We start from the raw sequence: 24103 nt of genomic DNA, 5'->3' as shown, positions 1-24103 counted from the left end.
CCCGGTGTGGACCAGGAGCACGGCGGAATCATCCGCCACGGCGCGAAGCTCCTCTACGCCTACTGCAACGCGACCGTGCCGAGGATTTCGCTGATCCTGCGCAAGGCGTACGGAGGTGCCTACATCGTCATGGACAGCCAGTCCATCGGTGCCGACCTCACCTATGCCTGGCCGACGAACGAGATCGCCGTGATGGGCGCCGAAGGGGCCGCCAACGTCATCTTCCGGCGACAGATCGCAGAGGCCGAGGACCCCGAGGCCATGCGGGCCCGCATGGTCAAGGAGTACAAGTCCGAGCTGATGCACCCGTACTACGCGGCCGAACGCGGCCTGGTCGACGACGTCATCGACCCGACCGAAACCCGCGAAGTGCTGGCCGCAGCGCTGGCCATGCTGCGCGGCAAGCACGCCGACCTGCCCGCCCGCAAGCACGGCAACCCCCCGCAGTGAGCAATTGACTTGAAGTTCGGTTCAACTTCTACGTTCGTCGACGTACGCCCTCACTCGTAAGGAGACTCATCCATGTCCGCCACCCCATTGCGGCTCGTCGTGATCAACAGCAGTGTCCGGGAGGGCCGGTTCGGTCCCACCGTCGCCAACTGGATCACCTCGCTGGCCAAGGAACGCGAGGATGTGCAGGTCGATCTGATGGACCTCGCCGAGCACCCGCTGCCGCACTCGCTGTCCTCAGGCCCCGGTGAGGAGGTGGCCGCCGAACTGGCGAAGGTCTCACCACGGCTGGCTGAGGCCGAGGCGTTCATCGTGGTGACTCCCGAGTACAACCACAGCTTCCCCGCCTCGCTCAAGACCCTGATCGACTGGCACAACACGCAGTGGCAGGCCAAGCCCGTCGGCTTCGTCTCCTATGGCGGGTTGTCCGGCGGTCTGCGCTCGGTGGAGCAACTGCGTCAGGTCTTCGCCGAGTTGCACGCGGTGACGGTCCGTGACTCGGTGAGCTTCCACAATTGCTGGGGGCAGTTCGACGAGACCGGCGCCCTCAAGGAGCCGGAGGCGGCGACCCTCGCCGCCAAGACTCTGCTGGATCAGCTCACCTGGTGGGGCAAGGCGTTGTCCGAGGCCCGGTCGAGGACTCCGTACGGAAGCTGATCGCGGCTCGCCGGATCCCCGTGGGGTGTGCCCGGTGCCGCCGGGCACACCCGCCGCCGTACGCCCCCGCCGACCGTCGTACGCCCTGCGAAGGAGATCTGCCATGACCATCGACCAGACGACGCATCAGCCCGTGCGCCGCCCCTCCGTGGCCGCGGTCCCGTCCGCAGAGGACTCCGAACCCGTAGCGCTGACGGCTCCCCTGCCGCCGGCCGGGGAGGACGAGATCGACGGGGCGGAACCACATATCGTCCGGGGAACCGACTGATGCCCGAAGGGCGCTCCGTTCTCTTCGTGCTCCTGGCCGGCTCCACCCTCACCGTCATGGCCGGTACGGTCCTCAGTCCCGTGCTGCCCCTCATTCGCCGCGAACTCCAGTTGGGCGGCACGGCGGCCGGGCTCCTGCTCACGGCGCACGGCCTGGCGCTCGCCGTGGCCAGCCCGCTGGCCGGGTGGCTGCTGGACCGTTACGGCATCCGCCGTCCCCTGGTCGCCGGACTGCTGCTGTACGGCGTGGCCGGCGGCTCGGGTCTGTTCATCGACTCCTACGGCGCGCTCTTCGCCGCGAGGCTGGCCTTCGGGGTCGGCGCGGCGGCGGTCTTCTCCGGCACCACGCTCGCCCTGCTGACGCTCTATCAGGGGCCCGAGCGGGACCGCGCGATGGGCCTGCGCTCCACCGCCATCAGCCTCGGGGGCATCCTGTGGCCTCTGCTGGGCGGGGCGCTCGGGACGATCTCCTGGCACGGCCCCTTCGCCGTCCATCTGATCGGCCTTCCGCTCGCCCTCGGCGTACTGCTCCTGCTGCCCGCCCACGCAGGCCCGCGGACGGCGGGCGGCGGAACCGCGTTCACCCTGCTGCGCCTGCGGCCCCGGCTGCTGGGCCTGTACGCGATCTCGTTCACCAGCTCGCTCCTGTTGTATGTGCTCTCCGTGTTCCTGCCGCAGCGGCTGGCCCAGGCCGGCATCGACGAGCCGGCGCTCATCGCCCCTTACACCGCGGCCAGTTCGCTGGCCGCGAGTGCGGCGGGGTTGGCGTACGCCAAGGCCAGGGCGTGTCTGGGGTACGGCGGGTTCCTGCGCGTCGCCGGGGTCTGCTGGACGCTGGGGCTCCTGGTCGCCGGGACGGCCACCCGTCCGGCAGCGCTCCTGGCCGCGCCCGCGCTGTTCGGTCTGGGCATGGGCATGTCCGTACCGGCCATGACCGTGTTGATCAACCGCACAGCTCCGCCTCATCTGAAGGGGCAGGCCACGGCGTTGTCGGGCACGGCAGCGTTCTCCGGGCAGTTCCTGTCCCCGGTGTTCTTCGGCCCTTTGGTCGCCGCCACCTCGCTCGCCGACGGATTGCTCGCGGCGGCGGGCCTGGCGGCCGTCGTCCTGCTGGCCGTGCTGGTCCTGCCCCTCCCGCTCCCCGACGCCGACGAGGCGGTCCCCTCCCCCGCAGCCGGCGCGCACCGGCCCTCCCGGACCGATCCGACCGGGACGCGACACCCGTAGGAGTACCGATGCCTGCTGAACGCGCCAACTCCCTGCCTGCCGAGGCCGTCGAGAACATACGGGAGGTCGTCCTCGACGGCGGCCACAGCCCGCTGTCGGCCCTGCTGGCGCTCCCGCGCGACGCGCCGCCCCGGGCGGTCGTCGTCGCCCTCCACGGGGGCGGCATGCGCGCCGCCTACTTCCATGGCATGGCCCATCCGAGCCTGTCCCTGCTCCGGCTCGGGGCGTCCCTGGGGTTTGCGGTGCTGGCCGTCGACCGTCCCGGCTACGGGCTCTCGGCCACCGCGGTCCCCCGTGGGGAGAGCCTTGCCGAGCAGGCCGGAACGCTCAGCACCGCCCTCGGGGACTTCACCGCGCGCCAAGCCACTGGGGCTGGGTTGTTCCTGGTCGGCCACTCCTACGGCGGGAAGGCCGCCCTCGCTGTCGCGGCCCACGGGGGCGAGGCGGACGGTCCTGTCCTGGGTCTCGACGTGTCGGGGGTCAGCCACCGGTACGCGATCGACGTCAACGGTCTCGGCGGCTTCCACGGCCGTCGCACGACACGGCTGCACTGGGGACCGCTGCGGCTCTACCCGCCGAACACGTTCCGATTGGCGGAAGGGCTCGTCACCACCATGCCGGAGAGAGAGGAGGCAGAAGCCTCGCTCTGGCCCGAACTCTTTCCCGGCATCGCGGGCCGGGTACGGGTACCCGTGCGCTTCACCTATGCCGAGTACGAGCGGTGGTGGCTCCATGACGAGGCCACGCTCGACGAGATGACGGGGCTTCTCGCCGCACCCCGGGTGGTCGTCGACCGCCTGCCCAGCGCCGGCCACAACATCAGCCTGGGGTGGGCGGCACGGGCGTACCACCTGCGAGCGCTCGCTTTCCTGGAGGAGTGCCTGTCCGGTCGGGAACAGTCCCCGCACGCGGCTTAGCCGTGCACCGCGCCGGTCAGGCGTCGGCGGCGAAGCGGAAGCCGACGCCGTGCACGGTGGTGATCCAGCGACCGCCGCCCAACTTGCCGCGCAGACTGCTGACGTGGGTGTCGATGGTGCGTCCGGTGCTGTTCCATCTGTCCCCCCAGACCTTCGTCATGAGTTCCTGGCGGGACACCACCGCGCCGGGGCGCGAGGCGAGCAGTTGGAGGAGGCCGAACTCCTTGTCGGTCAACCGGACGAACCGGCCGCCCAGCACGACCTCACGTGTGTCGAGTCCGATGCGCAGCGGACCGAACGACAACTCTCCGGTGTTGTTGGCCTGCAGCCTCACCCGCCGCATGACCGCGTCCATCCTGGCCGTCAGTTCCCGGAAACCGTACGGCTTGTCCAGGCAGTCGTCGGCCCCTGCCCGCAGTACGAGAGTCCGGGTCACCTCGGAGTGGTGCCGCGAGGTCCCTATCACCGCGACGTCGGAGACGGCTCTGATGCGCCGGCAGGCCTCCACTCCGTCCATGTCGGCAAGATCGAGGTCGAGCAGGACGAGATCGAATTCCGTCAGCACGCGCAGGGCATCCTCGACGGCGGAAAGACTCACCGCCCGGTGACCGCACCTCCTGAGCCCGCGGGCGAGGCAGGCGGCAAGCTTCTTGTCGCTTTCTAACAGAAGAATGTCCAAGGCGTACCTCCGAGGGAGAGTGACAATGTTCGACTCCTTTCACCATCCACAGTGAGTCAAACGATGTGCACTGTTAACAACGGAGGATGCGACGAAGGTCACTCCTTGCGCCCTCGCCCGAACATGAAACCGGCGCCACGTACTGCCACGATCCAGTCACGTGAACCGAGTTTGCGGCGAATGCTGCTCACATGACTGTCGAGGGTCCTGCCCGTACTTGGCTGAATGTCGCGCCACACCTCCTGGAGGATCTGCCGACGCGGTATGACCTCGTCAGGACGGCAGGCGAGAAGTGCGAGCAGGTCGAATTCCTTCCGGGTGAGCGGCACAGCCTGGTCATGGAGGCGCACTTCCCGCGACTCCAGATCGATCCGCAGCGGACCGCTTTCGATGGTCTTCGGCGGCTGTCCGGTCAGCGAGCCGTGGAGCCGACGGGCGACGGCCTCGATGCGTGCCGTCAGTTCATGCAGACCAAAGGGTCGGACCAGGCAGTCGTCCGCGCCTGCCTGTAGGGCCAGCACCCGGTCGAGTTCCTCGGTGCGGACCGTGACACACACGACGGGCAGATCACTCAGTTCCCTGATGTCCCGGCAGACGTGCAGGCCGTCACGATCCGTTATGTCCAGATCGAGCAGGACGAAGTCGACGTGGGCGAGATCACGCAGGGCCTCCGCACCGGCGCGGACGACCTCGACGGTGAACCCGCTCCGGGTCAAGGGGGCTTCGAGGGCCGCAATCCTGGCGTCGGCTGTCACAAGACGTATGTGCAAGGGGTCACCCTCCCTCGGCGACAGGCATCGGTCTCGACAGATGCGGGACGCGCGCCCACGCCATAGGACCTTTCGGGGCAGCTTCGGGCGGCAGTGGTACAGCCGGATCCCCGGACCGGCGGCGCCACCGACCGGCGCTCCGCCCGGGGGCAGCGGAGCACGACTACGGCGATGGCGGGGACAACGGATCACCAGGGGTGAAAGAGGCACCCGGCGGTGTGGGAGCAAGGGCTTCCACGGCGGACACCGGCGGGAAGGGCGGGTCCTTCGCGGTGCGCTGAGACGACATCGAAGAGGATGTGTCGCGGGGTCACAGCCGGAAAAGGGCACACTTCGACTGCCCGAAGAAGCGTGACACCCCACTCACTCCCTGTCAACACGCACCCCTTCCGTCACTCCGGGTGACGGGAGTCACCTGGCAAGTGCCATGGGTGAGCGGCAAACGCAGCGCAAAAAGACAATATGTGACCGCTTGGCGACATTCCCCTCTCTGCCGGGCTTGACGAACTCCTTGAGGCTTCATCAAAATTGGCCCCGGTAACCGCTTCCATGCTCTGACCTGAGGAGCACTTCAAGGTGGGTCCCCCACCCAGCCCATTAAACGTCTGTTAAATCAGAGTCAGAAATCCCTTCACCGTGCGACAGCCATCTCCCTGCCGGCCGCAGCGCGATTCGTTTTTGTAATTCATGAACATGTCTCCGAGGCCGGAGGGAGAACAGTCGTGCCCTCATCCAGGAAATTACCCCCACCTCTCCACATATCCTTCGACGCATCCCTCGAAAGCGTCCATGAAGCGAGCGGCCTCCGGGCAGAGCGCCTGCGCGTCGCTCTGTGCACAGCCGTGAATTTCCACCACGAGAGCGAGCACGAACTGACGTCGTCCGCGCATGGGCTGCGGGACCGCGTCAGCGGCAGCAGGCCGACGGGCATCACCCTCGACGAGTCCGCGCTCGCCATGCGATCGCGGATCACCGAGCTGCTCACCTCGTGGGCCCGGCTGGTCATCGAGGAGCGTGGCGTCACTGCACCCCGGAACTGCAGTGTTCCGGGCCTGGCCGAATTCCTCGGCCGCCACCTCTCCTGGCTGACGGGGCATCCGGCGGGACCGGACTTCGAGCGGGAGGTCACCGCGCTGATGCGCTCCTGCCACTCACTGCGCGAAGAGACCAGGCCGGCACGCCGGGAGCTGGGCGGCTGCCCGGAGCCCGGCTGCTCCGGAACGTTGTATGCAGCACTGCATCCAACCGAAAGCGCCCCAGGACGGCCCGGTTCAAGGGTGATGTGCGACCAGGGCCATGCCTTCGCGCCACACGACTGGCTGCTGCTCGCCGGTCCGCGGCAATCTGCCGGGATCCGGCCGTGACCACCGGGCGAGGCAAGCGCACCGTACCGACCGAACTGGCGGCCCTGGCCATGGGGGTCTCGTCGGCGACCATCCGGAAATGGGCCAGTCGAGGAAAGATCACCCGTCTTGGCACCGCACAGCGCGCGGAGTACGACCTCGACGAGTTGTACAGGTTGCGACAGACCCGACACCCCGAAGCCCCGGGCCGGGCCCGGACGGTCGATGACGCAGCTGATTCCGGCCCGGATTGAAGAGGGCCGGTGCGGTCACCTGAGCTGTTCGCGTAGACATGCAGTGCAGGGTCGGAGTTGACGTGTGGTCGGCCCGCCACGAGGGCGGTGGGCACGGTCGCGTTGCCGTTGCCTGCCACCCTCACCACACGGCACTTGCAGCCCGGCCACCAGAAGACGACCGGCCGGCCGTCGGCCGCTCTGGGTCGCTGTAGTACCTCAGCTCGGATGGCGGGGAACACCTCGGCCAGTGCCGCCCCAGAAGCCCAGGGCGCCGTCCCCGAGCGCCGGAACCGGGGCGCGCAAGCGGCGACGGGCGCAGTCGCCCATCAAATCGGCCTTCGACTCGGCGGATTCGCGGTATATGAACACGCAACGCACCGCCATGCACGAGGAGATCCTCGCCCACTACGCGCAGGGCATGGAGGACGTCCGGCTCAGGGAGGGCGGAGCCGCGGCCGGGCGGCTGGGGTTCCGGCGTACGTAGGACGTGCTGCGGCGGCTGCGGCCCGCGGCGCCCGCGCGCGTGCCCGACGTCGGCGGCGGCAGCGGGGTGCACGCGGAGTGGCTCGCGCAGGACAGGTACCAGGTCGAACTGATCGACCCCGTACCGCCCCAACGCCGCCCACGACGCGGTGCTGATGCTGGGCCCGCTGTACCACCTGCCCGGTCCGGCGGACCGGTGGTCGCGGCCACCATCATTGTTCGACAAGCACCCCAAGAACCTGCGCAAGGCCACCATCCGCGTCGGTGACACCGAGCCGGGCGACTCCGGCGGTCCCGCCCTCTCCAAGGGCAACCAGGTCGGCGTGCTGTTCGGACCGAACGAGTACAGCAGTGTCGCCTCGCACCGGGCCCGGATCCCCGGTCAGGTCGTGGCAGATACCTGAGGTGTGGTCAGGCCTCCTCGACCGCCACGGTGACGGGCGTGCCGGTCTCGACCGTGCGGCTGACCGTGCAGAGCCGGTCGTGGGAGGTCTTGACGGCCCGGGGAAGGATCGCGCGGGCCCGGTCCGCGCCCTCGCCGTCCGGGAAGGCGACGGAGAAGGTGACCTGGAGATCGGTCATCCGGTTGCCGAGCTCGTCATTGATCTTGTTGCCGGTCACCGCGACGGAGAACCTGGTCGGCTCCGCATGGCGGCTGGCGGCGATGTCGACGTCGACCGCTGTGCAGCCGCCGAGCGCGGCGAGCAGCAACTCGACCGGGGTGAATTCGTCCTCCCCGTGGGGTTCGGAACCGGTCCCGAAGCTGATCGTGCCGCCGCGGGCGTTGGTCGCGACGAAGTGTCCGGTGCTGGTTCGCTCGACGGTGACGGAGCGCAGGGAGTCTTCGGAAGCCATGGCGACGACACTATGCGCTCTACGGGGTGTGCGGCGAAGTGCTGGAGCGCCGTCTGCGCCGGTGACCCACAGGAGGCCTGGCGGACCTGTACCTCGTCGACACTGCATCCGAAGCTGTTCCAGCTGCAAGGGAACCGTGTCGCCGCGCTTGAGGAAGCCGGAGTTGCCGCTCACGGTCTCTGCTCGTACGAGTGGAAACCCCGGCCCGTCTTGCGGCCGAGGAGACCGGCCTCGACCAGACGTCGGAGGGTCGGCGGTGCGCAGTGGTTCGGATCGCCCGACTCCGCGTACAGGGACTCGGAGATCGACAGGACGACGTCCAGGCCGATGAGGTCGGCGAGGCGCAACGGACCCATCGGGTGGGAACAGCCGAGGGTCATGGCGTCGTCCACCGTGTCCGGGGAGGCGTAGCCCGACTCGGCCATGCGGACGGCGGACAGCAAGTAGGGGATGAGCAGGGCGTTGACGGTGAAACCGGCGCGGTCCGTGCAGCGGATCGGTTTCTTGCCGAGGACGACGGTCACCCATTCCTCGATGCGCGCCAGGGTCTTCTCGTCGGTCAGGAGAGTGCCGACGAGCTCGACCAGGGGGAGGGCGGGTACCGGGTTGAAGAAGTGCAGTCCCAGGACGCGGCTCGGATCGCTGGTGGCGCGGGCCAGCCGGGTGACGGACAGGGAGGAGGTGTTGGTGGCGAGGACGGTGTCGCGGTCCGTCAGCACGCTGTCCAGAAGGGCGAACAGGGCCAACTTCGCGTCGAGGTCCTCAGCGACGGCCTCGACGACCAGGTCGCAATCGGCCAGGACCGTCAGGTCCGTGGTGTAGGTGAGGTGGCGCAGAGCGGTCTTGTGCTGCTCCGCGCTCAGCCGGTCCTTGGCCAGTGCGCGGTCCAAGGACGTGGTCACTCGTTCTTCGGCGCGGCTCCGGGAGTCCAGAGACGACGCCGCCACGCGTACGTCGAGGCCGGCGACGGCGCATATGTGCGCGATGCCTGAGCCCATGGTGCCGCAGCCGACGATGCCCACGCGGTGAATTGCGCTCATGCGCGTCCCCTCTCCTTTGGCTCTTGTGTGGTTCTCGTGTCAGCGGACCGCTTCGGCCGCGACGGGGCCTCGGGGCTCGGTGGTCTGCACAGCCCGCAGGGGGTTGAGGCGGTGTTCGCCGATCCGGTCGCGCAGGGCGCGGTCCGTGACGCCCAGTCCGGGGCGGGGAGCCAGGCACAGGACACCGACCTTCCCGATGTGGCCGTTCGTCTGGACGAGACGGGCGGCGTCGGCGACCTCGGTGAGGGGGTAGACGGTCGAGAGCGCGGGGACCAGGTGACCGAGGCGGAACAGCCGGTTGCACTCCGACTGCTCCTGGAGGTTGGCGGCGTGGCTGCCTACGATCCGCTTGAGGTTCATCCACAGGTAGCGGTTGTCGAAGCGGTGCTGGTATCCGGTGCTGGAGCCGCAGGTGACGACGGTTCCGCCGCGTCGGACGACGAACACGGACAGGCCGAAGGTGGCCTTGCCGATGTAGTCGAAGACGACGTGGGGGTCCTCGCCGAGCCGGCCACGGATGATCTTGCCCAGCCGCTTGCCCGCCTCGACGGTCGCCTTCGGGTCGTCGGAGATGTCCCGGTCCAGGCCGATGTCGGCCCGGTTGATGACGAGGTCGCAGCCGAGCGCGCGCAGCCGCTCAGCCTTCTCCTCGGAGCTCACGACACCTACGGCGATGCCGCCGCCGCCCCGGACGAGTTGGACGGCGTAGGAGCCGAGCCCGCCGGTCGCACCCCAGATGAGCACGATGTCACCCTGTTTGATGCGCGCGCCCCGGTCGCTGACCAGCATGCGGTACGAGGTGGCGGCGCACAGCATCGTCGAGGCGGCCTCCTCCCAGGTCAGGTGCGCGGGCTTGGGCATCAACTGGCTGGCCCGGACGACGGCATAGTGGGCCAGGCCGCCGAAGTTGGTCTCGAAGCCCCAGATCCGCTGCTCCGCGCCGAGCATGCCGTCCGCGTGGGTGGCGGGTTCCTGGTCGTCCACCTGGACGCAGCTGACGACGACGTGGTCACCGGCCTGCCAGCGCCGTACGCCCGCACCCACCCGTACGACGACTCCGGCGGCGTCGGAGCCGACCACGTGCCAGGGCAGATCGTGTCGGGCGGCCGGGCCGCCCTGGCGGCCCAGGCGCTTGAGGAAGGTGAAGGTCGGCAGGGGTTCGAAGGTCGCCGACCAGACCGTGTTGTAGTTGATGGAGCTGGCCATCACGGCGATCAGGACCTCGTCGACAGCCAGTTCCGGCATGGGCACCGGGCCGACCCGCAGGGTCTTGCGGACGTCTCTGTCGGTGGCGCCGTCGAAGATGGTCTGGTCCTCGGCGTGCAGATGGGCCGCGGTGTACGTGTGCGGCACTGACCTGCGCAGGAGTTCCTCCCGAGGCGCGCCGCTCAGCACGGCTTCGGTCAAGGAGTCCATGAGTTCCCCCAAAGGGTTTCGGGAAAGGTCCGTCCGGGATGCGCGCGCTGCCGCGGCCGCGCCGTCGTCCGGTTGCGGGCGGGACGTGTGCACGGCGTGCCGCCGGGGCCCTATCGAAAGCCCCCGGCGTGTGCGACGACCCGGGTCGCCGCACCGGGGTCGGTGGCGGGCAGCAGGCGCGGCCCACTTCCGAGCCGCACCGTGTGGACGCCGGGACCCTCGATGAGGGTCCGCTCCCGGGCGTAGGCCCGGGCCAGCCGGTCCATCAGATAGCGCCCGTGGTCTTGTTCGCGAAGGAGGTTGGCGTCCACCAGTGCGTCCAGGACGTCCTCGGCGCTGTCCGGTGAGCACCCGAGCAGTGCGGCCGCCCTCTCCCGCCCGAAGGCGGCCGAGACTTCGGTGCCCAGCACGCGGAAGGCCTCACCGAGGCCGATGCCGGCCACGGTACGGTCACGGGTGGTGTCATACGCGGACTCCAGCACGGGCCGTACGGCCAGGTCGCCGACCTCCAGCTCGTCCAGCAGCCGCTGTTCGTCACCGAGGCGACGCGCCACGCCGTCGAGGCCTCGGCGCGGCCTCGCGCTGATCCGGGAGCCGATGATCCGCACCGCCAGAGGCAGCCCGGCGCAGCCGGCGGCGACCTGCCGGGCGGCCCGCGGTTCCAGTTCGGTCCGCCGGCGACCGACGATGCGGCTGAGCAGGTCCAGGGCACCCGCCTCGGACAACGGTTCCAGTGCCATCGTGCGGGCGCCGTCCAGATCGGTCAGCCGGTTACGGCTCGTGACCACCATCCGGCTGCCCCCCGTACCCAGCACGAAGGGGCGGACCTGTGCGGCGTTTTCGGCGTCGTCCAGCACCACCAGCATCCGACGTCCGTCCGTCAGGGACCTGAAGAGTGCGATGCGCCCCGCGAGCGAGGTGGGTACGGCCGTGTCGGGCACTCCCAGTCCCACCAGCAGCCTGGCCAGTATCTCCCCGGGCGCGACGGGGCGCCCGGAGCTGCCCTCCAGCTCCACGAAGAGCTGACCGTCGGGAAAGCGGTCGCGGACCAGATGCGCCGACTGCACGGCGAGCGCCGTCTTTCCGATGCCTCCGCCGCCTGTCAACACCACGGTCGTGGGCGTCCGCGCGGCCGACTCGGCACCCAGCAGCCGGACCAGCTCGGCCAGCTCCCGGTCCCGTGCGGTCAAACCCGCGGTCGCCGGGGGCAGTTGAGCGGGGACAGGCCAGCGCGGGCCTCCTCCCTCGCCCCAGCGGGCCGGCGGTTCCTGCCGCCGTTCGGAGGGATGTTCGAGCTCGTCCTCGGCGCGGAGGATCCGCTGCTGGACGGCGCGCAGTTCCATGCCGGGCTCGGCGCCCAACTGGTCGACGAGGGCGGCCCTGGTCCGCCGGAACAGGTCGAGCGCCTCCGTCTGCTGCCCGGAGCGCGACAGGGCCAGCATCAGCCGGCCGATCAGCCCCTCGTGCAAGGGGTGCTCGCGGCCCAGCCGCCACAGTTCGGGAAGGATCTCGGCGTGCCGCCCGAGTGCCAGGTCCAGATCCACCCGCCAGGTGCACGTCTGGAGATAGAGCTTCTCGAGGTGGCAGCACTCCAGTTCCTGGAGCGTGTCGGAGGGGACGTCGATCAGGGGTTCGTGGCGCCACAGGGCCAGGGCCGCACGCAGTTGCTCCACGGCCTGCGGGAGGGCACCACCCTCGGCCAGCGACTGAGCAGTTCTGCGGTGGGCCTGGAAGCGGCCGAGGTCGGTCTCGTCCTCGTCCATCTCGATCAGATATCCCGGTGCGCGGGTGATGATCCTGCTTCCGCCGTGCAGGCCCAGCGACTGGCGCAGGCGCATGACGTAGGTACGGATCGTGGCGGTCGCGCTCGGGGGCGGGGTTCCGTCCCACACGAAGCGGGCCAGGGTCTGGACGGGCACCACCTTGTTCGCGTTCAGTACGAGGGTGGCGAGCACGACGCGCTGGCGGGGCGCCGAGACTCGAAGTTCGTGTCCGCCGGAACGGACGACCAGGGGGCCAAGCAACGAGATTTCCATAACTGCTCCACCCTTTAGACGGCAGTGAGCGGCGGCATCCGACAAGGACGGGGATCCGGTGGCGGAGGTCGGTGGGGAGTGCCCAGTGGGGTGTCTCGACGCGGTGCGCAGGAACAGTGCTGGTGGGAGGGGTGAGGTCAGCGGCGGGGTGTTCCGCGCTGGCGGTCGCACCGAGGCGATCCGGGGGAGATGTCTCCGGACGTGACCGGCCATGGGGGACGGTGTGTACGTTCTGCCTGGCAGGACACCTTCATGGTCACTTTCTAACTGCTCCGTCGGGCTGCCTGCCAGGAAGCTGGGGTGAGCGGCGCAAAGACAGGGGGCGGCAGGGGGCAAGTAGGGGTGGCCCCCCGTGGACGGAGGTGCCTAGCCTCCAAAGCGGCGCCATGTGTCCGTGATCGACTTCTCTCGAAGGACAGCAGCCGATGCATCACGATGTCGATGAGCGGGAGCTGTGGCTCCGGTGCTTCGTCCCCGCGCCCGACTCCCCCACACGACTCATCTGCTTCCCCCACGCCGGCGGCTCGGCCAGTGCTTACCACACACTGTCGGTCGCACTGGCGCCGACAGCCGAGGTGTTCGCCGTGCAGTACCCGGGTCGTCAGGACCGGCGCAACGAGCCCTGTATCGACAACGTTCCCGAACTGCTCGACCGGCTGGTCCCGTTGCTCTCGGCGCCGGGCGACGACCGGCCCCTGGCGCTGTTCGGCCACAGCATGGGCGCCACCCTCGCCTACGAGGTGGCGCGCCGGCTCCAGGAGCTGGGCGGGGCGGCGGAGCCCGTGATCGTCTTCCTGTCCGGGCGCCGGGCACCCCACTTCGAGCGCGGAGAGACGGTGCATCTACGCGACGACCAGGGGATCCTGCGGGAGCTGGACCTGCTGGGCGGTTCCGTCGGCGCCGCGCTCAGGGACCCCGAGATCCTCCAGATGGTGATGCCTGCCATCCGGGGCGACTACCGCGCGGCGGAGACGTACGTGCATGTGCCGGGGCCGCCGCTGCGCGCCCCGGTGGTCGCGCTCACCGGCGACCGTGACCCCAGGGCGTCGGTGCGTGAGGTGGAGGGATGGCGCCAGTACACCGAGGGCCCGTTCTCCCAGCACGTGTTCGAAGGTGGCCACTTCTACCTCAACGACCGGGCGGAGGCGGTGCAGGAAACCGTACGACGGCATCTGAGCGCGCTGCCGGTCCCCGGCGCGGGGGCCTGACACCGAAAGAGGGGGACATGCCCGCTACGCACATCACCGACCTGCTCGGGACCATCGACCGGCTGGAGCGCTGCCTGCACGCGCTGCGGCAGCGGACCGGCGAGTCGGCCGTGGTGCAGAACCTGCTCGACACCGCGGCCCGGTTGAGAACCGACGCCGCCGAACTGGGCACTCCCCCGGTCCCGCCACCCGGGCAATGGCCCGTGGCCGTGGCCGAGACCCCCTACGACCCCCTGCTGTGGCACGACGCGGGCGCGGACGACGAGGGCGTCGGCGGCCACCGCCCCGCCCCGTGGCGGCCGTGACCCCGGCCGGCCGTACCGCGCCCGACCACTCGCACCGGACGGAGAGAGCACAGCATGGCCGATCAGCTGACCATGAGCCCGCAACTCCTGGACTACGTACGCGACTTCTCGCTGCGCGAGGACGACGTGCTGCGCGAGCTGCGGGAGGAGACGGCCGAACTGCCCGGCGGCACCGCCCTGCAGACACACCCGGAGGAGGGGCAGTTCCTCTCCCTGCTGGTGCGGCTCACGGGCGCGGCCGCCGTGCTGGAGCTGGGCACCTACACGGGCTACAGCGCCCTGTGCATGGCACGGGCACTGCCGGTCGACGGGCTCCTGGTGACCTGTGACATCACCGATCGCTGGCCGTCGATCGGCGTGCCCTACTGGAAACGGGCGGGGGTGGCCGACCGCGTGGAACAGCGGATCGGGGACGCGGTTGCCGTCCTCGGGGAGCTGCTCGCCGAGCAGGGGCCGGCGCGCTTCGACGTCGTGTTCATCGACGCGGACAAGGCCAACTACCCGCGGTACTACGAACAGTCGCTGGAACTGGTGCGGCCCGGCGGTCTGATCGTCGTGGACAACACGCTGTTCTTCGGCCGGGTCGCCGATCCGGCCTTCACGGACGCCGACACCGAGGGGGTGCGGGCACTGAACGCCCTGGTCCGGGACGACGACCGGGTGGAGGTGAGCATGCTCACCATCGCCGACGGTGTCACGCTCGCCCGCCGCAAAGAGGCCTGACCGGCACGTACTTCGGGGCTGCGACGACGGATGTCGTCGCAGCCCCGAAGTCATCGGGTCACGCGCCGGCTGCCGCCAGGTCGGACGCCTCCAGGCGCACCGTGGTCGACGCCGGTCGCGGATCGGCCACGAGATGGAGCCGCTCCACGTCCCGGATTCCTTCGCCGAGGGCCTCGACGCAGGCGCAGCCGGACTCCTCGAAGCCCGCGAAGCGGTAGGCGACCTCCATCATGCGGTTGCGGTCGGTGCGCCGGAAGTCGGCCACGAGGTGCACCGAGGCGGCGGCCGCCCGGTCCACCAGCCAGTTCAGGATCACCGATCCCGCACCGAAGGAGACCACCCGGCACGAGGTGGCCAGCAGTTTCAGGTGCCACAGGTCGGGGTGCTTCTCCAGCAGGATCACACCGACCGCGCCGTGCGGCCCGAACCGGTCGGTGAGGGTGGTGACCAGCACCTCGTGGGCGGGGTCGGCCGTCAGCGCGCGCAGGGCGGCATCCGGGTAGTGCACGCCGGTGGCGTTCATCTGGCTGGTGCGCAGCGTCAGTTCCTCGACCCGGGTGAGGTCTTCCGGGGTGGCCCGGCCGATCCGCATCACCAGCTCGAGGCTGCGCAGGAACTCCTCGTCGGCTCCTTCGAAGGCCTCCCGTTCGGCGTCCCTGCGGAAGCCGGCCTGGTACATGGCGCGGCGGCGCCTGGAGTCCACGGTGCTCACGGCGGGGCTGAACTCGGGGAGGCCGGTCAGGGTGCGGGCGGCGTCGGCGGGATAGCAGCGGACGTCGGGCAGGTGGTAGGTGACTTCGGCGCGTTCGGCCGGCTGGTCGTCGATGAAGGCGATGGTGCGGTGAGCGAAGTTCAGACGCTGCGCGATCCGTTCCAGCGCCTTCGACTTGGGGCCCCAGCCGATCTCCGGGAGGACGAAGTACTCGGCGACACCGAGCTGTTCCAGCCGGGCCCACGCCTGGTCGTGGTCGTTGCGGCTGCACACCGACTGCAGGATGCCGCGGGAGTCGAGTTCGGCGATCACGGCGCGGATCTCGTCGTCCAGCAGGACCTCGCCGTCCTCCAGGAGTGTGCCGTTCCACAGGGTGTTGTCGAGGTCCCACACCAGGCACTTCACAATGGTCGGGGCGTCGTTCACGGCGCCCCCACGGTGGCCAGCGCGTGCTGCGCGAGCATCAGTTCACACATCTCGTTGCTGCCTTCGATGATTTCCATGAGTTTGGCGTCGCGGTAGGCGCGGGCCACCACGTGACCGTCCACGGCGCCCGCCGAGGCCATGACCTGGACGGCGGTGGCGGCTCCGCGAGCGGCCTGTACGGCGCTGACGTGCTTGGCGAGCACGGTGGCGCTCACCATGTCGGGCGTTCTGTCGTCCCAGCACCGGCTGGCGTGCTCGCACGCGCGGGTGGCGGTCTGCTCGGCGACGTAGAGCTCGGCGACGTGCCGGGCGACGAGCTGGTGGGAGGCGAGCGGCACACCGAACTGGTGCCGCGAGGCGGCGTGGGAGGTGACCGCCGCCAGGCAGGCGCGCAGGATGCCGACGCAGCCCCACGCGACCGAGATACGGCCGTACGCGAGGGCGGTGGTCACCAGCAGCGGCAGGGACAGCTCGTTGCCGCCGAGCAGGTGATCGGCGGGGAGCCGTACTCCTTCGAGGGTCACCTCCGCGTGGCCCGCGGCGCGGCAGCCCAGCGGGTCGGCGACCCTGCGGACCCGGACACCGGGCGTGTCGGCGGGGACCACGACGGCGGCGGCCCCCTCGCCGTAGCGTCCGAAGACGACGAGCAGGTCGGCGTAGTGGGCGGCGGTCACCCAGACCTTGTGGCCGTCGACGACCAGCGCGTCGCCCTCGCTGCGGATGGTGGTGCGGATGGCCGACAGGTCGCTGCCCGCCTGGGGTTCGCTGAAGCCGACGGCGGCGAGCTCGCCGGAGGTCAGGCGGGGCAGATAGGCGCGGCACTGGGCCGTGGTGCCGAGGCGTTCGATGGTCCAGGCGGCCATGCCCTGCGAGGTCATGACGCTCCGCAGGGAGCTGCACAGGCTGCCGACGTGCGCGGTGAACTCCCCACCGATGAGGCTGCTCCAGCCCGGGCCGCCGTACTTGGTGGGGACGCCGGTGCACAGCCGGCCCGTCCCGCCGAGCTCGCGCAGCAGCGGCTCGGGGATCAGGCCGGCCAGGTCCCAGTCGCCGGCCCGGTCGCCGACCAGGGCGGTGACGGAGGCGGCGGCGTCGGCGAACTCGTCACTCACCGGCGTCTCCGGTCGCTCCCTGGAGCCGGCGGACCAGGGACGCCATGCTCCTGACGGTGCGGAAGTTGTCCAGCCGCAGGTCCTTGCCGCGGATCGAGACGCCGTAGGTCTTCTCCAGGTGTACGACGATCTCCATCGCGAAGAGCGAGGACAGTCCGCCGGAGGCGAAGAGGTCGGTGTCCTCCTCCCACACCCTCTTGGTCTTGCCGTGGAGGAAGTCGACGAGCTCCTGCTCGGTGGTGCTCTGCGGTGACACGGTCATGATGTTTCTCCCTGGTAGACGTAGAAGCCACGGCCGGACTTGCGGCCGATGTCACCGGCCCGCACCTTCTCCAGGAGAAGGTCGCAGGGCAGGCAGCCGGGGTCGCCGGTGCGCTCGTGGAGCACCCGGAGCGAGTCGACGAGGTTGTCGATGCCGATGAGGTCCGCGGTGCGCAGCGGGCCGGTGGGGTGGCCGAGGCAGCCCTGCATGAGGGTGTCGACGTCCTCGGCGGTCGCGGTGCCTTCCTGGACCACGCGGGCCGCGTCGTTGATCATGGGGTGGAGCACCCTGCTGGTCACGAACCCCGGCGCGTCCCGCACCACGACCGGCTGCCGCCGCAGCGCGTCGAGCAGGGAGCGGATGGAATCCATCGCCTGCTCGCCGGTGCGGGCGCCGCGGATCACCTCCACGGTACGGATCAGGTACGGCGGGTTCATGAAGTGCGTGCCGACGACGTCCGCCGGGCGGGCGGCCGCCGACGCCAGTTCGTCGATGGGGATGGAGGAGGTGTTGGACACCAGGACGGTGCCGGGTGCCACGACGGCGGAAACCTCGGCGAGGACCTTCTCCTTGATGTCCGCGTCCTCCGTGACGGCCTCGACGACGGCGGTGGCGCCGGCCGCGTCGGCGAGGTGGCCGCCGGTGGTGAGGGCCGCCTCGGGGACGTCGTCGGGCAGTGCCCCCATGAGCTGGGCCAGGCGGAGCTCCCCGGCGATCCTGGACTCGGCGGCGGCGAGTTTCGCGTCGTCCACGTCGATGAGGGTGACGGGGACGCCGTGGCCGACGGCCAGGGTCGCGATGCTCGCGCCCATCACGCCGGCGCCGAGGACGACGAGGTGGTGCCGGGGCGTGCCGGCTGTCTGTGGGAGTGGTTGCTGCATGTCGGCCGCCTACTCGCTTCGGGGGTCGGGGGTGGTGTCGGGGAGGACGGAGTCCAGCCATGTCCGGACGGCGTCGGCGGTGGCGGGCAGATGCTGCTCGAGCATCGACCAGTGGTTTCCGGGTACGTCGACGACGCGGTGCGCGGTCGGCCAGGAGGCCCGCCAGTCGACGGTGCTGTCCGACGCCGGTTCGGCGATCGGTTCCGATGCCCGCACCAGCAGGACGGGCGCCTGGACCGGGGGTGGTGCCCAGTCGTCGAGGAGCTGGAAGTAGCGGCCCATGGCGGTCAGCCGGGCGCCGTCCATGGGGGCTGCCCGGTCCTCGCGTTCGAACATGCCGCGCACCAGCACGTCGTCGAACTGGGTCATCGCCGCGTCGCCGGAGAGGTAGGTGTCGAGCAGCACGACGGCCGCCGGTCCGGCGCCCATCTCCTCCATGCGGGCGGCGGCCGCGTAGGCGAGGGTGCCGCCGGAGGAGGAGCCGAGCAGTACCTTCGGGCGGTCGCCCAGGTGCCGCAGGACGAGTCCGGTCTGGAACTCCAGCAGGGCGTCCAGGTCCGCGGGCAGCGGCTCGTCGGCGGCGAAGCCGGGCGCGTCCAGGGCGCTGACTCCGTAGCGGCCCTCGAAGGCGGCGGCGAACCTGCTGTACTGGTGGGCTCCGCCGAGGGCCACGACGGAGGCGAAGCAGACGAGTTCGGGCGCGTCCGCACGCTGGTGGAGCCGCAGCAGTTCGGGGCGCCGCTCACCCGAGTCGAGCAGGCCGGCTCCGGAGCGGAAGTCCGGGCGCAGCCGGGCGGCCTGTTGCAGCAACTGGATGCCGTCGTGTGCGCGGCCGAGGTCGCAGGCCTGCCGGAACAGGGCGCTGACCGGGTCAGGTCCGGGTTCGGTGGCCGTCGGTCCGGTCTTGGTGGTGGCGGCGAGTTCCGCCGCGAGGCGCTGCGCCAGCCGTGCCGGGGTGCGGCTGTCCAGGACGACGGTGGGGCGCAGCCGCAGGTCGAGCGCCGCCGCGAGCCGGTTGCGCAGTTCGACCGCGGTGAGCGAGTCGAATCCCCGCTCCAGGAAGGCGTCCCCGGGGGCCAGGGCCTCGGGGTCGCTGTGCCCGAGCACCTCGGCCGCCTGGGCACGTACCAGGCGCAGCAGCATCGCGTCCCGCTCCGCCTCCGGCAGGGCGGCGAGCCGCGGGCGCAGGTCCGGCTCGGTCGCCACGGACGCGGCGCGCCGGGGGCCGGGGCGCACCAGCGCACGCAACAACGGCGGTACGGGGCCGTGGCGATGGGCCGCCGGTTCGAGGCCGACGGGCACCACAAGCGGGCGCCCGGCCGCCGGTGCCGCGTCGAACAGCGCCAGGCCCTCCTCGGTGGTCAGGGCGCGGATGCCGGCCCGCGCCATGCGCCGCCGGTCGGTGTCCGAGAGGCCGGTGGTCAGGCCGGTGCGCTGCTCCCACAGGCCCCAGGCCAGGGAGAGGGCGGGCAGTCCCGCGCGCCGGCGGAGAGCGGCGAGGGCGTCGGTGAAGCCGTTCGCGGCGGCGTAGGCGGCCTGGCCGGGACTGCCGAAGACACCGGCGGACGACGAGAACAGCACGAAGGCCGACAGGTTCTGGTCCCGCGTGAGCTCGTGCAGGTTCCAGGCCCCGTCGGCCTTGGGCCGCAGGACGGTGTCGAGCCGATCGTCCGTCAGGTCCGCGAGCACGCCGTCCGCCAGCGCGCCGGCCGTGTGGACGACCGCGGTCAACGGGTGCTCCGGCGGCACCGCGTCGAGCACGGCGGTCAGCGCGGCGCGGTCGGCCACGTCGCAGGCGGCGACGGTGACCCGGCAGCCCGCGGCGCGCAGTTCTTCGGCGAGCCCCGTCACGGCGGGGGTGACGCTCCGGCCGAGAAGCAGCAGGTGCCGGGCTCCGTGTGCGGTGACGAGGTGTCGGGCGACGAGTCCGCCGAGGGTGCCGCCGCCTCCGGTGACGAGGACGGTGCCGTCGGGGTCGAAGGCGGGTGTCTCGGCCGCGGGGGCGGTGGCGCGCACCAGGCGCGGTGCGTGGAGTGTGCCGCCGCGCAGTGCGAGTTGGGGTTCGTCGCCGTTCAGGGCCGTCACCAGGGCTTTTTGAAGGCCCTCGCCGCCGTCGGTGTCCAGGAGCACGAACCGGCCGGGGTGCTCCAGCTGGGCGGTGCGCAGCAGCCCCCATACGGCGGCGCCTGCGACGTCCACCGGGACCTCGCCCAGGTCCACGGCGCCCTGTGTGAGCACGACCAGGGGTGTGTCCGCGCGGTGGGGGTCGGCCAGCCACTCCTTGAGCTGCCGCAGGACGTCCGTGAGCGCGGCGCGCGCGGCCTGCGGGCCGTTGCCGGACGGCGGGCACGGCAGCAGGGCGACGTCCGTCGCCTCGTCGACCGAGCCGAGGACGGCGGTGCGGACCTCGGACTCGGGCGGGACGGCGACCAGGGCCGTCCAGTCGAGCGCGAACAGCGAACGCGCCACGGCACCGGGCGCGCCGGACGTGCCGGACCGCAGGACCAGCCGGCCGACCGTCAGCACCGGGCGCCCGCTGCTGTCGGCGACCAGGACCGATACGGCGTCGCCGTCCTCGCCGACGGGCCGCAGGACCGCGGTGAGCGCCGACTCGCCGCTCTCGCGCAGCGTCACGCCGTGCCAGGAGAACGGCAGCGGTACGCCCGGGGAGCCGTCCCGTGCGTCCGGGCGCAGGCCGACGGTCTGGAGCGCTGCGTCCAGCAGCGCGGGGTGGACGGCGAATCCGTGGTGACCGGGCTCGGGCAGGGCGACCTCGGCGTGGATCTCGGTGCCGACGCGCCAGGCGGCACGCAGGCCGCGGAACAGCGGACCGTAGTGGACGCCCACGGCCTCGAAGTCGTCGTAGAGCCCGTCGATGTCGAGTTTCTCCGCCTCCTCGCCGCGTCCCCGGAAGAGGCCGTCGTCCGGTGCGGGCGCGGGCTGTGGGACGAGGACACCCGTGGCGTGGCGCTGCCACGGTTCGTCGTCGGAGGCCGAGTGGACTCCGATCTCGCGGCGTCCGTCCGGGCCGGGGGCGCTGACGGTGAGGCGCAGCCGACGGGCGTCGTCGGTCAGGACCAGCGGTGCGGCCAGGGTGAGTTCCTCCACCGTGGCGCACCCGACGTGCGCGGCGGCGTGGGCGGCCATCTCCAGGAACCCCACGCCGGGCAGCAGCGCGGTTCCGGCAACGGCATGGTCGGCCAGCCACGGGTGGGTGCGCAGGGAGATGCGGCCGGTGAGGACCGTGCCCTCGCCGTCGGGCAGGTCGACGACGGCCGGGAGCAGGGGGTGGCCGGTGGCCTTCTGGCCGGCCGAGACCGGGTCGCCCACCGGGACGGGGACGTCGAGCCAGTAGTGGGTGCGCTGGAAGGCGTACGTCGGCAGGTCGGTGCGACGGGCGCCGGTACCGTCGAAGAGCCGGTCCCAGTGGACGGGCAGCCCCTGGGTCTGGGCCTCGCCGAGCGCCAGCAGCATGCGGCACGGGCCGCCGTCGTCGCGCTGGAGGGTGGCGAGGACGGCCGTGTCGTCGGCGCCGGCGTCCGCTGCCGTGTCGGCGATGCCGTAGGTGAGCAGGGGGTGCGGGCTGATCTCCACGAAGGTGCGGTGACCGGCGTCCAGCAGCGCCCGCACGGCCTCGTGGAAGCGGACGGTGTGGCGCAGGTTGCGGTACCAGTAGTCGTGGGTGAGAGTGCCGGGGCCCGCCCAGTCGGCGTCCACCGTGGACATCATGGGGACCTCGGGGACGCGGGACGTCAGCCCGGACAGGTCCTCGCGCAGCCGGTCGCGCACCGCCTCGACGTCGTCGGAGTGCGAGGCGTAGGCCACCGGCATGGTCCACGCCATCATGCCCTCGCCGGTCAGGTAGTCGACGAGGCCCGCGACCTCGTCGCCGGGGCCCGCGACGACCAGCACCCGAGGGCCGTTGACGGCGGCGACGGTCACCTTGCCGGACCGGCGCTCCAAGTGGGGGGCGAGCTCGTCGGGCGACATCAGGACGGTGGCCATGCCGCCCGCGCCGGTGAGACCGGCCAGAGCACGGCTGCGCAGGGCGACCACGCGGGCGGCGTCCGGCAGGCTGAGGGCGCCGGCCACACAGGCCGCGGCCACCTCGCCCTGGCTGTGGCCGACTACCGCGGCGGGCTCGACGCCGTAGGAGCGCCATACGGCGGCCAGGGACACCATCACGGAGAACAGGACGGGCTGGACCACCTCCACCGGGTCCAGCTCCGGCGCGCCGGGCACGCGGCGCAGGACATCGGCGACGGACCAGTCCACGTACGGGGCGAGGGCCTGTTCGCACTCGGCGAGTCGGGCCGCGAACACCGGTGAGGCGTCCAGGAGTTCGGCCGCCATGCCGGGCCACTGGGAGCCCAGGCCGGGGAAGACGAAGACGGCTTTGCGGCCGGGCAGCGCGCGGCCGGTGGCGACCGCCGGGTGCGGCCGTCCGGCGGCGAGTGCGGCGAGCCCGTCGAGGAGTTCGGTGCGGCCGCTGCCGGCCACGACCGCGCGGTCGGTGAAGAGGGAGCGGCCGGAGGCGAGGGAGTGGCCGACGTCCGCCGGACGGATGCCGGGGTCCGCCTCCAGGTGGGCGTGGAGGGCGGCGGCCTGGGCGCGCAGGGCGGCCGGGTTCTTGGCGGACAGGGGCCAGACGACCGGACCGGACCCGGCGGGCTCGGCCGGCTCGCGGGGCTCCTCGGACGGTGCTTCCTCCAGCACTGCGTGCGCGTTGGTGCCGCTCGCCCCGAAGGAGGACACGGCGGCCCGGCGCGGATGTCCGGTGTCGGGCCAGGCGCGGGCCTCGGTGAGGAGGGCGATGTGGCCCTCGCTCCAGTCGACCTGGGGGGTCGGCGCGTCGATGTGCAGGGTGCGCGGCAGCAGGCCGTGGCGCATGGCCAGCACCATCTTCATGATGCCGCCGACGCCGGCGGCGGCCTGGGTGTGCGTGAGGTTGGACTTGAGGGAGCCGAGCAGCAGCGGCCGGTCGGCGGGCCGGTCCTGACCGTAGGTGGCGAGCAGGGCCTGCGCCTCGATCGGGTCACCGAGCCGGGTGCCGGTGCCGTGTGCCTCCACCGCGTCCACCTCGGCGCCGCTCAGGCCCGCCGAGGCGAGCGCCTGGCGGATCACGCGTTGCTGGGAGGGCCCGTTGGGCGCGGTCATGCCGTTGCTGGCGCCGTCCTGGTTGACGGCCGAGCCCCGTACGAGGGCCAGCACCGGGTGCCCGTTGCGGCGGGCGTCCGACAGCCGCTCCAGGAGCAGGACGCCGACACCCTCGCCGAAACCGGCGCCGTCGGCCGCAGCGGCGAAGGACTTGCAGCGCCCGTCCGGTGCCAGCCCGCGCTGGCGGCTGAAGCCCACGTAGAGGCTGGGCGTGGACATCACGGTGACCCCGCCGGCGAGCGCGAGGGAGATCTCCCCGCCGCGCAGCGCCTGGCAGGCGAGGTGGAGGGCGACGAGGGAGGACGAGCAGGCGGTGTCGAGGGTCACCGCCGGCCCCTCGAGGCCGAAGGTGTAGGCGATGCGGCCGGTGACCACGCTGGGCACGGTCCCGGTGCCGATGAACGCCTCCACCTCGGGCGGCATGCTGGGCAGCCGGGCCCCGTACTCGTTGTACATGACGCCTGCGTAGACGCCGGTGCGGCTGCCGCGCAGCGACAGCGGGTCGATGCCGCCGCGTTCGACGGCCTCCCAGCAGGTCTCCAGCAGGAGCCGCTGCTGGGGGTCCATGGCCAGCGCCTCGCGCGGCGAGATGCCGAAGAACTCGGCGTCGAAGGCGCAGGCATCGTGCAGGAAGCCGCCCTCCTGGGTGCTGGTGGTGCCGGGGTTGTCGGGGTCGGGGTCGTAGAGGCCTGCGAGGTCCCAGCCCCGGTCGGCGGGGAACCCCGTGACGGCGTCCCGCTCGTCGACGAGCAACTGCCACAGCTGCTCCGGGGTACTGACACCGCCGGGGAAGCGGCAGCTCATGGCGACGACGGCGACGGGCTCGCCGGCCTGCTCGCGCTGCCGCCGCAGCCGCAGGTTCTCGTCGCGCAGCCGCTCGGTCTCCTGGAGCGAGGTGCGCAGCGCCGCCACGACCTTGTCGTCAGTCATCGTGCTCCCCC

21 protein-coding genes and 2 pseudogenes are annotated in these 24103 nt (G+C 71.4%); 11 read left to right on the top strand and 12 right to left on the bottom strand.

Features of this window, described 5'->3' with window-relative positions:
• From AB0N07_RS25620 to AB0N07_RS25600, 5 genes are all read left to right on the top strand, one after another.
• Nucleotides 1–450: carboxyl transferase domain-containing protein (locus tag AB0N07_RS25620; protein ID WP_365838818.1), on the top strand; the 450-nt coding region annotated here is incomplete at its 5' end.
• Nucleotides 451–522: 72 nt separating this feature from the next.
• On the top strand, nt 523–1107 hold the full coding sequence (locus tag AB0N07_RS25615; protein ID WP_365838816.1) for an NAD(P)H-dependent oxidoreductase: 585 nt from the start codon (nt 523–525) through the stop codon (nt 1105–1107).
• A 103-nt stretch (nt 1108–1210) separates the two neighbouring features.
• Nucleotides 1211–1375, top strand: a complete 165-nt coding sequence (locus tag AB0N07_RS25610; protein WP_365838814.1) for a hypothetical protein — start codon at nt 1211–1213, stop codon at nt 1373–1375.
• Nucleotides 1375–2601 (top strand): MFS transporter, encoded by a 1227-nt coding sequence (locus AB0N07_RS25605; RefSeq protein WP_365838812.1) that lies wholly within the window; start codon nt 1375–1377, stop codon nt 2599–2601. The genes AB0N07_RS25610 and AB0N07_RS25605 overlap by 1 nt, the downstream gene beginning before the upstream one ends.
• A gap of 8 nt (nt 2602–2609) precedes the next feature.
• On the top strand, nt 2610–3518 hold the full coding sequence (locus tag AB0N07_RS25600; RefSeq protein WP_365838810.1) for an alpha/beta fold hydrolase: 909 nt from the start codon (nt 2610–2612) through the stop codon (nt 3516–3518).
• A gap of 16 nt (nt 3519–3534) precedes the next feature.
• Here AB0N07_RS25600 and AB0N07_RS25595 read toward each other — a convergent pair whose 3' ends face one another.
• Nucleotides 3535–4197, bottom strand: coding sequence for a response regulator transcription factor (locus AB0N07_RS25595; protein ID WP_365838808.1), 663 nt, complete (start codon nt 4195–4197; stop codon nt 3535–3537).
• A gap of 98 nt (nt 4198–4295) precedes the next feature.
• The gene (locus AB0N07_RS25590) at nt 4296–4967 is read right to left on the bottom strand and encodes a response regulator transcription factor (RefSeq protein WP_365838806.1); all 672 of its coding nucleotides are present in this window, start codon (nt 4965–4967) and stop codon (nt 4296–4298) included.
• An 842-nt stretch (nt 4968–5809) separates the two neighbouring features.
• Between AB0N07_RS25590 and AB0N07_RS25585 the strand changes: the two genes are divergently transcribed.
• Entirely contained in the window at nt 5810–6331 is a 522-nt protein-coding gene (locus AB0N07_RS25585) for a hypothetical protein (protein ID WP_365838822.1), read from the top strand.
• 445 nt (nt 6332–6776) lie between these two features.
• On the opposite strand, the pseudogene AB0N07_RS25580 reads toward AB0N07_RS25585, so the two are convergent.
• A pseudogene (locus AB0N07_RS25580) lies at nt 6777–6906 on the bottom strand (IS256 family transposase); the annotation flags it as partial.
• A 58-nt stretch (nt 6907–6964) separates the two neighbouring features.
• Here AB0N07_RS25580 and AB0N07_RS25575 point away from each other — a divergent pair.
• Nucleotides 6965–7211: pseudogene (locus AB0N07_RS25575) on the top strand (class I SAM-dependent methyltransferase); the annotation flags it as partial.
• A complete protein-coding gene (locus AB0N07_RS25570) occupies nt 7185–7433 on the top strand; it encodes a hypothetical protein (protein ID WP_365838820.1) in 249 nt (82 codons plus the stop codon). The pseudogene AB0N07_RS25575 and the gene AB0N07_RS25570, both read left to right, overlap by 27 nt.
• 7 nt (nt 7434–7440) lie before the next feature.
• Here AB0N07_RS25570 and AB0N07_RS25565 read toward each other — a convergent pair whose 3' ends face one another.
• From AB0N07_RS25565 to AB0N07_RS25550, 4 genes are all read right to left on the bottom strand, one after another.
• Entirely contained in the window at nt 7441–7884 is a 444-nt protein-coding gene (locus tag AB0N07_RS25565) for an OsmC family protein (RefSeq protein ID WP_365838804.1), read from the bottom strand.
• Nucleotides 7885–8054: 170 nt separating this feature from the next.
• The gene (locus AB0N07_RS25560) at nt 8055–8924 is read right to left on the bottom strand and encodes a 3-hydroxybutyryl-CoA dehydrogenase (RefSeq protein WP_365838802.1); all 870 of its coding nucleotides are present in this window, start codon (nt 8922–8924) and stop codon (nt 8055–8057) included.
• A gap of 39 nt (nt 8925–8963) precedes the next feature.
• Nucleotides 8964–10340 carry a crotonyl-CoA carboxylase/reductase gene (ccrA, locus tag AB0N07_RS25555; protein ID WP_365838800.1) on the bottom strand — a complete coding sequence of 459 codons (1377 nt, stop codon included), beginning with the start codon at nt 10338–10340 and terminating at the stop codon, nt 8964–8966.
• A 110-nt stretch (nt 10341–10450) separates the two neighbouring features.
• Complete coding sequence (locus AB0N07_RS25550) at nt 10451–12376, bottom strand: BTAD domain-containing putative transcriptional regulator (protein ID WP_365838798.1); 1926 nt, start codon at nt 12374–12376, stop codon at nt 10451–10453.
• 425 nt (nt 12377–12801) lie between these two features.
• Here AB0N07_RS25550 and AB0N07_RS25545 point away from each other — a divergent pair, with 425 nt between their 5' ends.
• The 3 genes from AB0N07_RS25545 to AB0N07_RS25535 are packed head-to-tail and all read left to right on the top strand — an operon-like array spanning nt 12802 to nt 14612.
• Nucleotides 12802–13584 carry an alpha/beta fold hydrolase gene (locus tag AB0N07_RS25545; RefSeq protein WP_365838796.1) on the top strand — a complete coding sequence of 261 codons (783 nt, stop codon included), beginning with the start codon at nt 12802–12804 and terminating at the stop codon, nt 13582–13584.
• A 17-nt stretch (nt 13585–13601) separates the two neighbouring features.
• Complete coding sequence (locus tag AB0N07_RS25540) at nt 13602–13889, top strand: hypothetical protein (protein ID WP_365838794.1); 288 nt, start codon at nt 13602–13604, stop codon at nt 13887–13889.
• A 54-nt stretch (nt 13890–13943) separates the two neighbouring features.
• Entirely contained in the window at nt 13944–14612 is a 669-nt protein-coding gene (locus tag AB0N07_RS25535; protein WP_365838792.1) for a class I SAM-dependent methyltransferase, read from the top strand.
• Nucleotides 14613–14670: 58 nt separating this feature from the next.
• Here AB0N07_RS25535 and AB0N07_RS25530 read toward each other — a convergent pair whose 3' ends face one another.
• The 5 genes from AB0N07_RS25530 to AB0N07_RS25510 are packed head-to-tail and all read right to left on the bottom strand — an operon-like array spanning nt 14671 to nt 24092.
• Complete coding sequence (locus AB0N07_RS25530; protein ID WP_365838790.1) at nt 14671–15750, bottom strand: HAD-IIIC family phosphatase; 1080 nt, start codon at nt 15748–15750, stop codon at nt 14671–14673.
• Nucleotides 15747–16862 carry an acyl-CoA dehydrogenase family protein gene (locus AB0N07_RS25525; protein ID WP_365838788.1) on the bottom strand — a complete coding sequence of 372 codons (1116 nt, stop codon included), beginning with the start codon at nt 16860–16862 and terminating at the stop codon, nt 15747–15749. The genes AB0N07_RS25530 and AB0N07_RS25525 overlap by 4 nt, the downstream gene beginning before the upstream one ends.
• Entirely contained in the window at nt 16855–17124 is a 270-nt protein-coding gene (locus AB0N07_RS25520) for an acyl carrier protein (RefSeq protein ID WP_365838786.1), read from the bottom strand. Before AB0N07_RS25520 ends, AB0N07_RS25525 begins: the two co-directional genes overlap by 8 nt.
• Nucleotides 17121–18005 carry a 3-hydroxyacyl-CoA dehydrogenase family protein gene (locus AB0N07_RS25515; protein WP_365838784.1) on the bottom strand — a complete coding sequence of 295 codons (885 nt, stop codon included), beginning with the start codon at nt 18003–18005 and terminating at the stop codon, nt 17121–17123. The genes AB0N07_RS25520 and AB0N07_RS25515 overlap by 4 nt, the downstream gene beginning before the upstream one ends.
• 9 nt (nt 18006–18014) lie before the next feature.
• On the bottom strand, nt 18015–24092 hold the full coding sequence (locus AB0N07_RS25510; RefSeq protein ID WP_365838782.1) for a type I polyketide synthase: 6078 nt from the start codon (nt 24090–24092) through the stop codon (nt 18015–18017).
• Nucleotides 24093–24103 lie beyond the last annotated feature (11 nt).

Source organism: Streptomyces sp. NPDC051172 (assembly GCF_040682555.1).
Lineage (GTDB): Bacteria > Actinomycetota > Actinomycetes > Streptomycetales > Streptomycetaceae > Streptomyces.
Note: the sequence above shows the minus strand (reverse complement) of the source record. Positions and strands in the feature narration are given on the sequence as shown.

Excerpts from the sequence above, each read along its gene's own strand:
- AB0N07_RS25535 (WP_365838792.1), top strand. The coding sequence starts at position 13,944 with ATGGCCGATCAGCTGACCATGAGCCCGCAACTCCTGGACTACGTACGC.
- AB0N07_RS25610 (WP_365838814.1), top strand. The coding sequence starts at position 1,211 with ATGACCATCGACCAGACGACGCATCAGCCCGTGCGCCGCCCCTCCGTG.
- AB0N07_RS25545 (WP_365838796.1), top strand. The coding sequence starts at position 12,802 with ATGCATCACGATGTCGATGAGCGGGAGCTGTGGCTCCGGTGCTTCGTC.
- AB0N07_RS25540 (WP_365838794.1), top strand. The coding sequence starts at position 13,602 with ATGCCCGCTACGCACATCACCGACCTGCTCGGGACCATCGACCGGCTG.
- AB0N07_RS25520 (WP_365838786.1), bottom strand. The coding sequence starts at position 17,124 with ATGACCGTGTCACCGCAGAGCACCACCGAGCAGGAGCTCGTCGACTTC.
- AB0N07_RS25565 (WP_365838804.1), bottom strand. The coding sequence starts at position 7,884 with ATGGCTTCCGAAGACTCCCTGCGCTCCGTCACCGTCGAGCGAACCAGC.
- AB0N07_RS25515 (WP_365838784.1), bottom strand. The coding sequence starts at position 18,005 with ATGCAGCAACCACTCCCACAGACAGCCGGCACGCCCCGGCACCACCTC.
- AB0N07_RS25560 (WP_365838802.1), bottom strand. The coding sequence starts at position 8,924 with ATGAGCGCAATTCACCGCGTGGGCATCGTCGGCTGCGGCACCATGGGC.
- AB0N07_RS25615 (WP_365838816.1), top strand. The coding sequence starts at position 523 with ATGTCCGCCACCCCATTGCGGCTCGTCGTGATCAACAGCAGTGTCCGG.
- AB0N07_RS25570 (WP_365838820.1), top strand. The coding sequence starts at position 7,185 with ATGCTGGGCCCGCTGTACCACCTGCCCGGTCCGGCGGACCGGTGGTCG.
- AB0N07_RS25550 (WP_365838798.1), bottom strand. The coding sequence starts at position 12,376 with ATGGAAATCTCGTTGCTTGGCCCCCTGGTCGTCCGTTCCGGCGGACAC.
- AB0N07_RS25510 (WP_365838782.1), bottom strand. The coding sequence starts at position 24,092 with ATGACTGACGACAAGGTCGTGGCGGCGCTGCGCACCTCGCTCCAGGAG.
- AB0N07_RS25600 (WP_365838810.1), top strand. The coding sequence starts at position 2,610 with ATGCCTGCTGAACGCGCCAACTCCCTGCCTGCCGAGGCCGTCGAGAAC.
- ccrA (WP_365838800.1), bottom strand. The coding sequence starts at position 10,340 with ATGGACTCCTTGACCGAAGCCGTGCTGAGCGGCGCGCCTCGGGAGGAA.
- AB0N07_RS25605 (WP_365838812.1), top strand. The coding sequence starts at position 1,375 with ATGCCCGAAGGGCGCTCCGTTCTCTTCGTGCTCCTGGCCGGCTCCACC.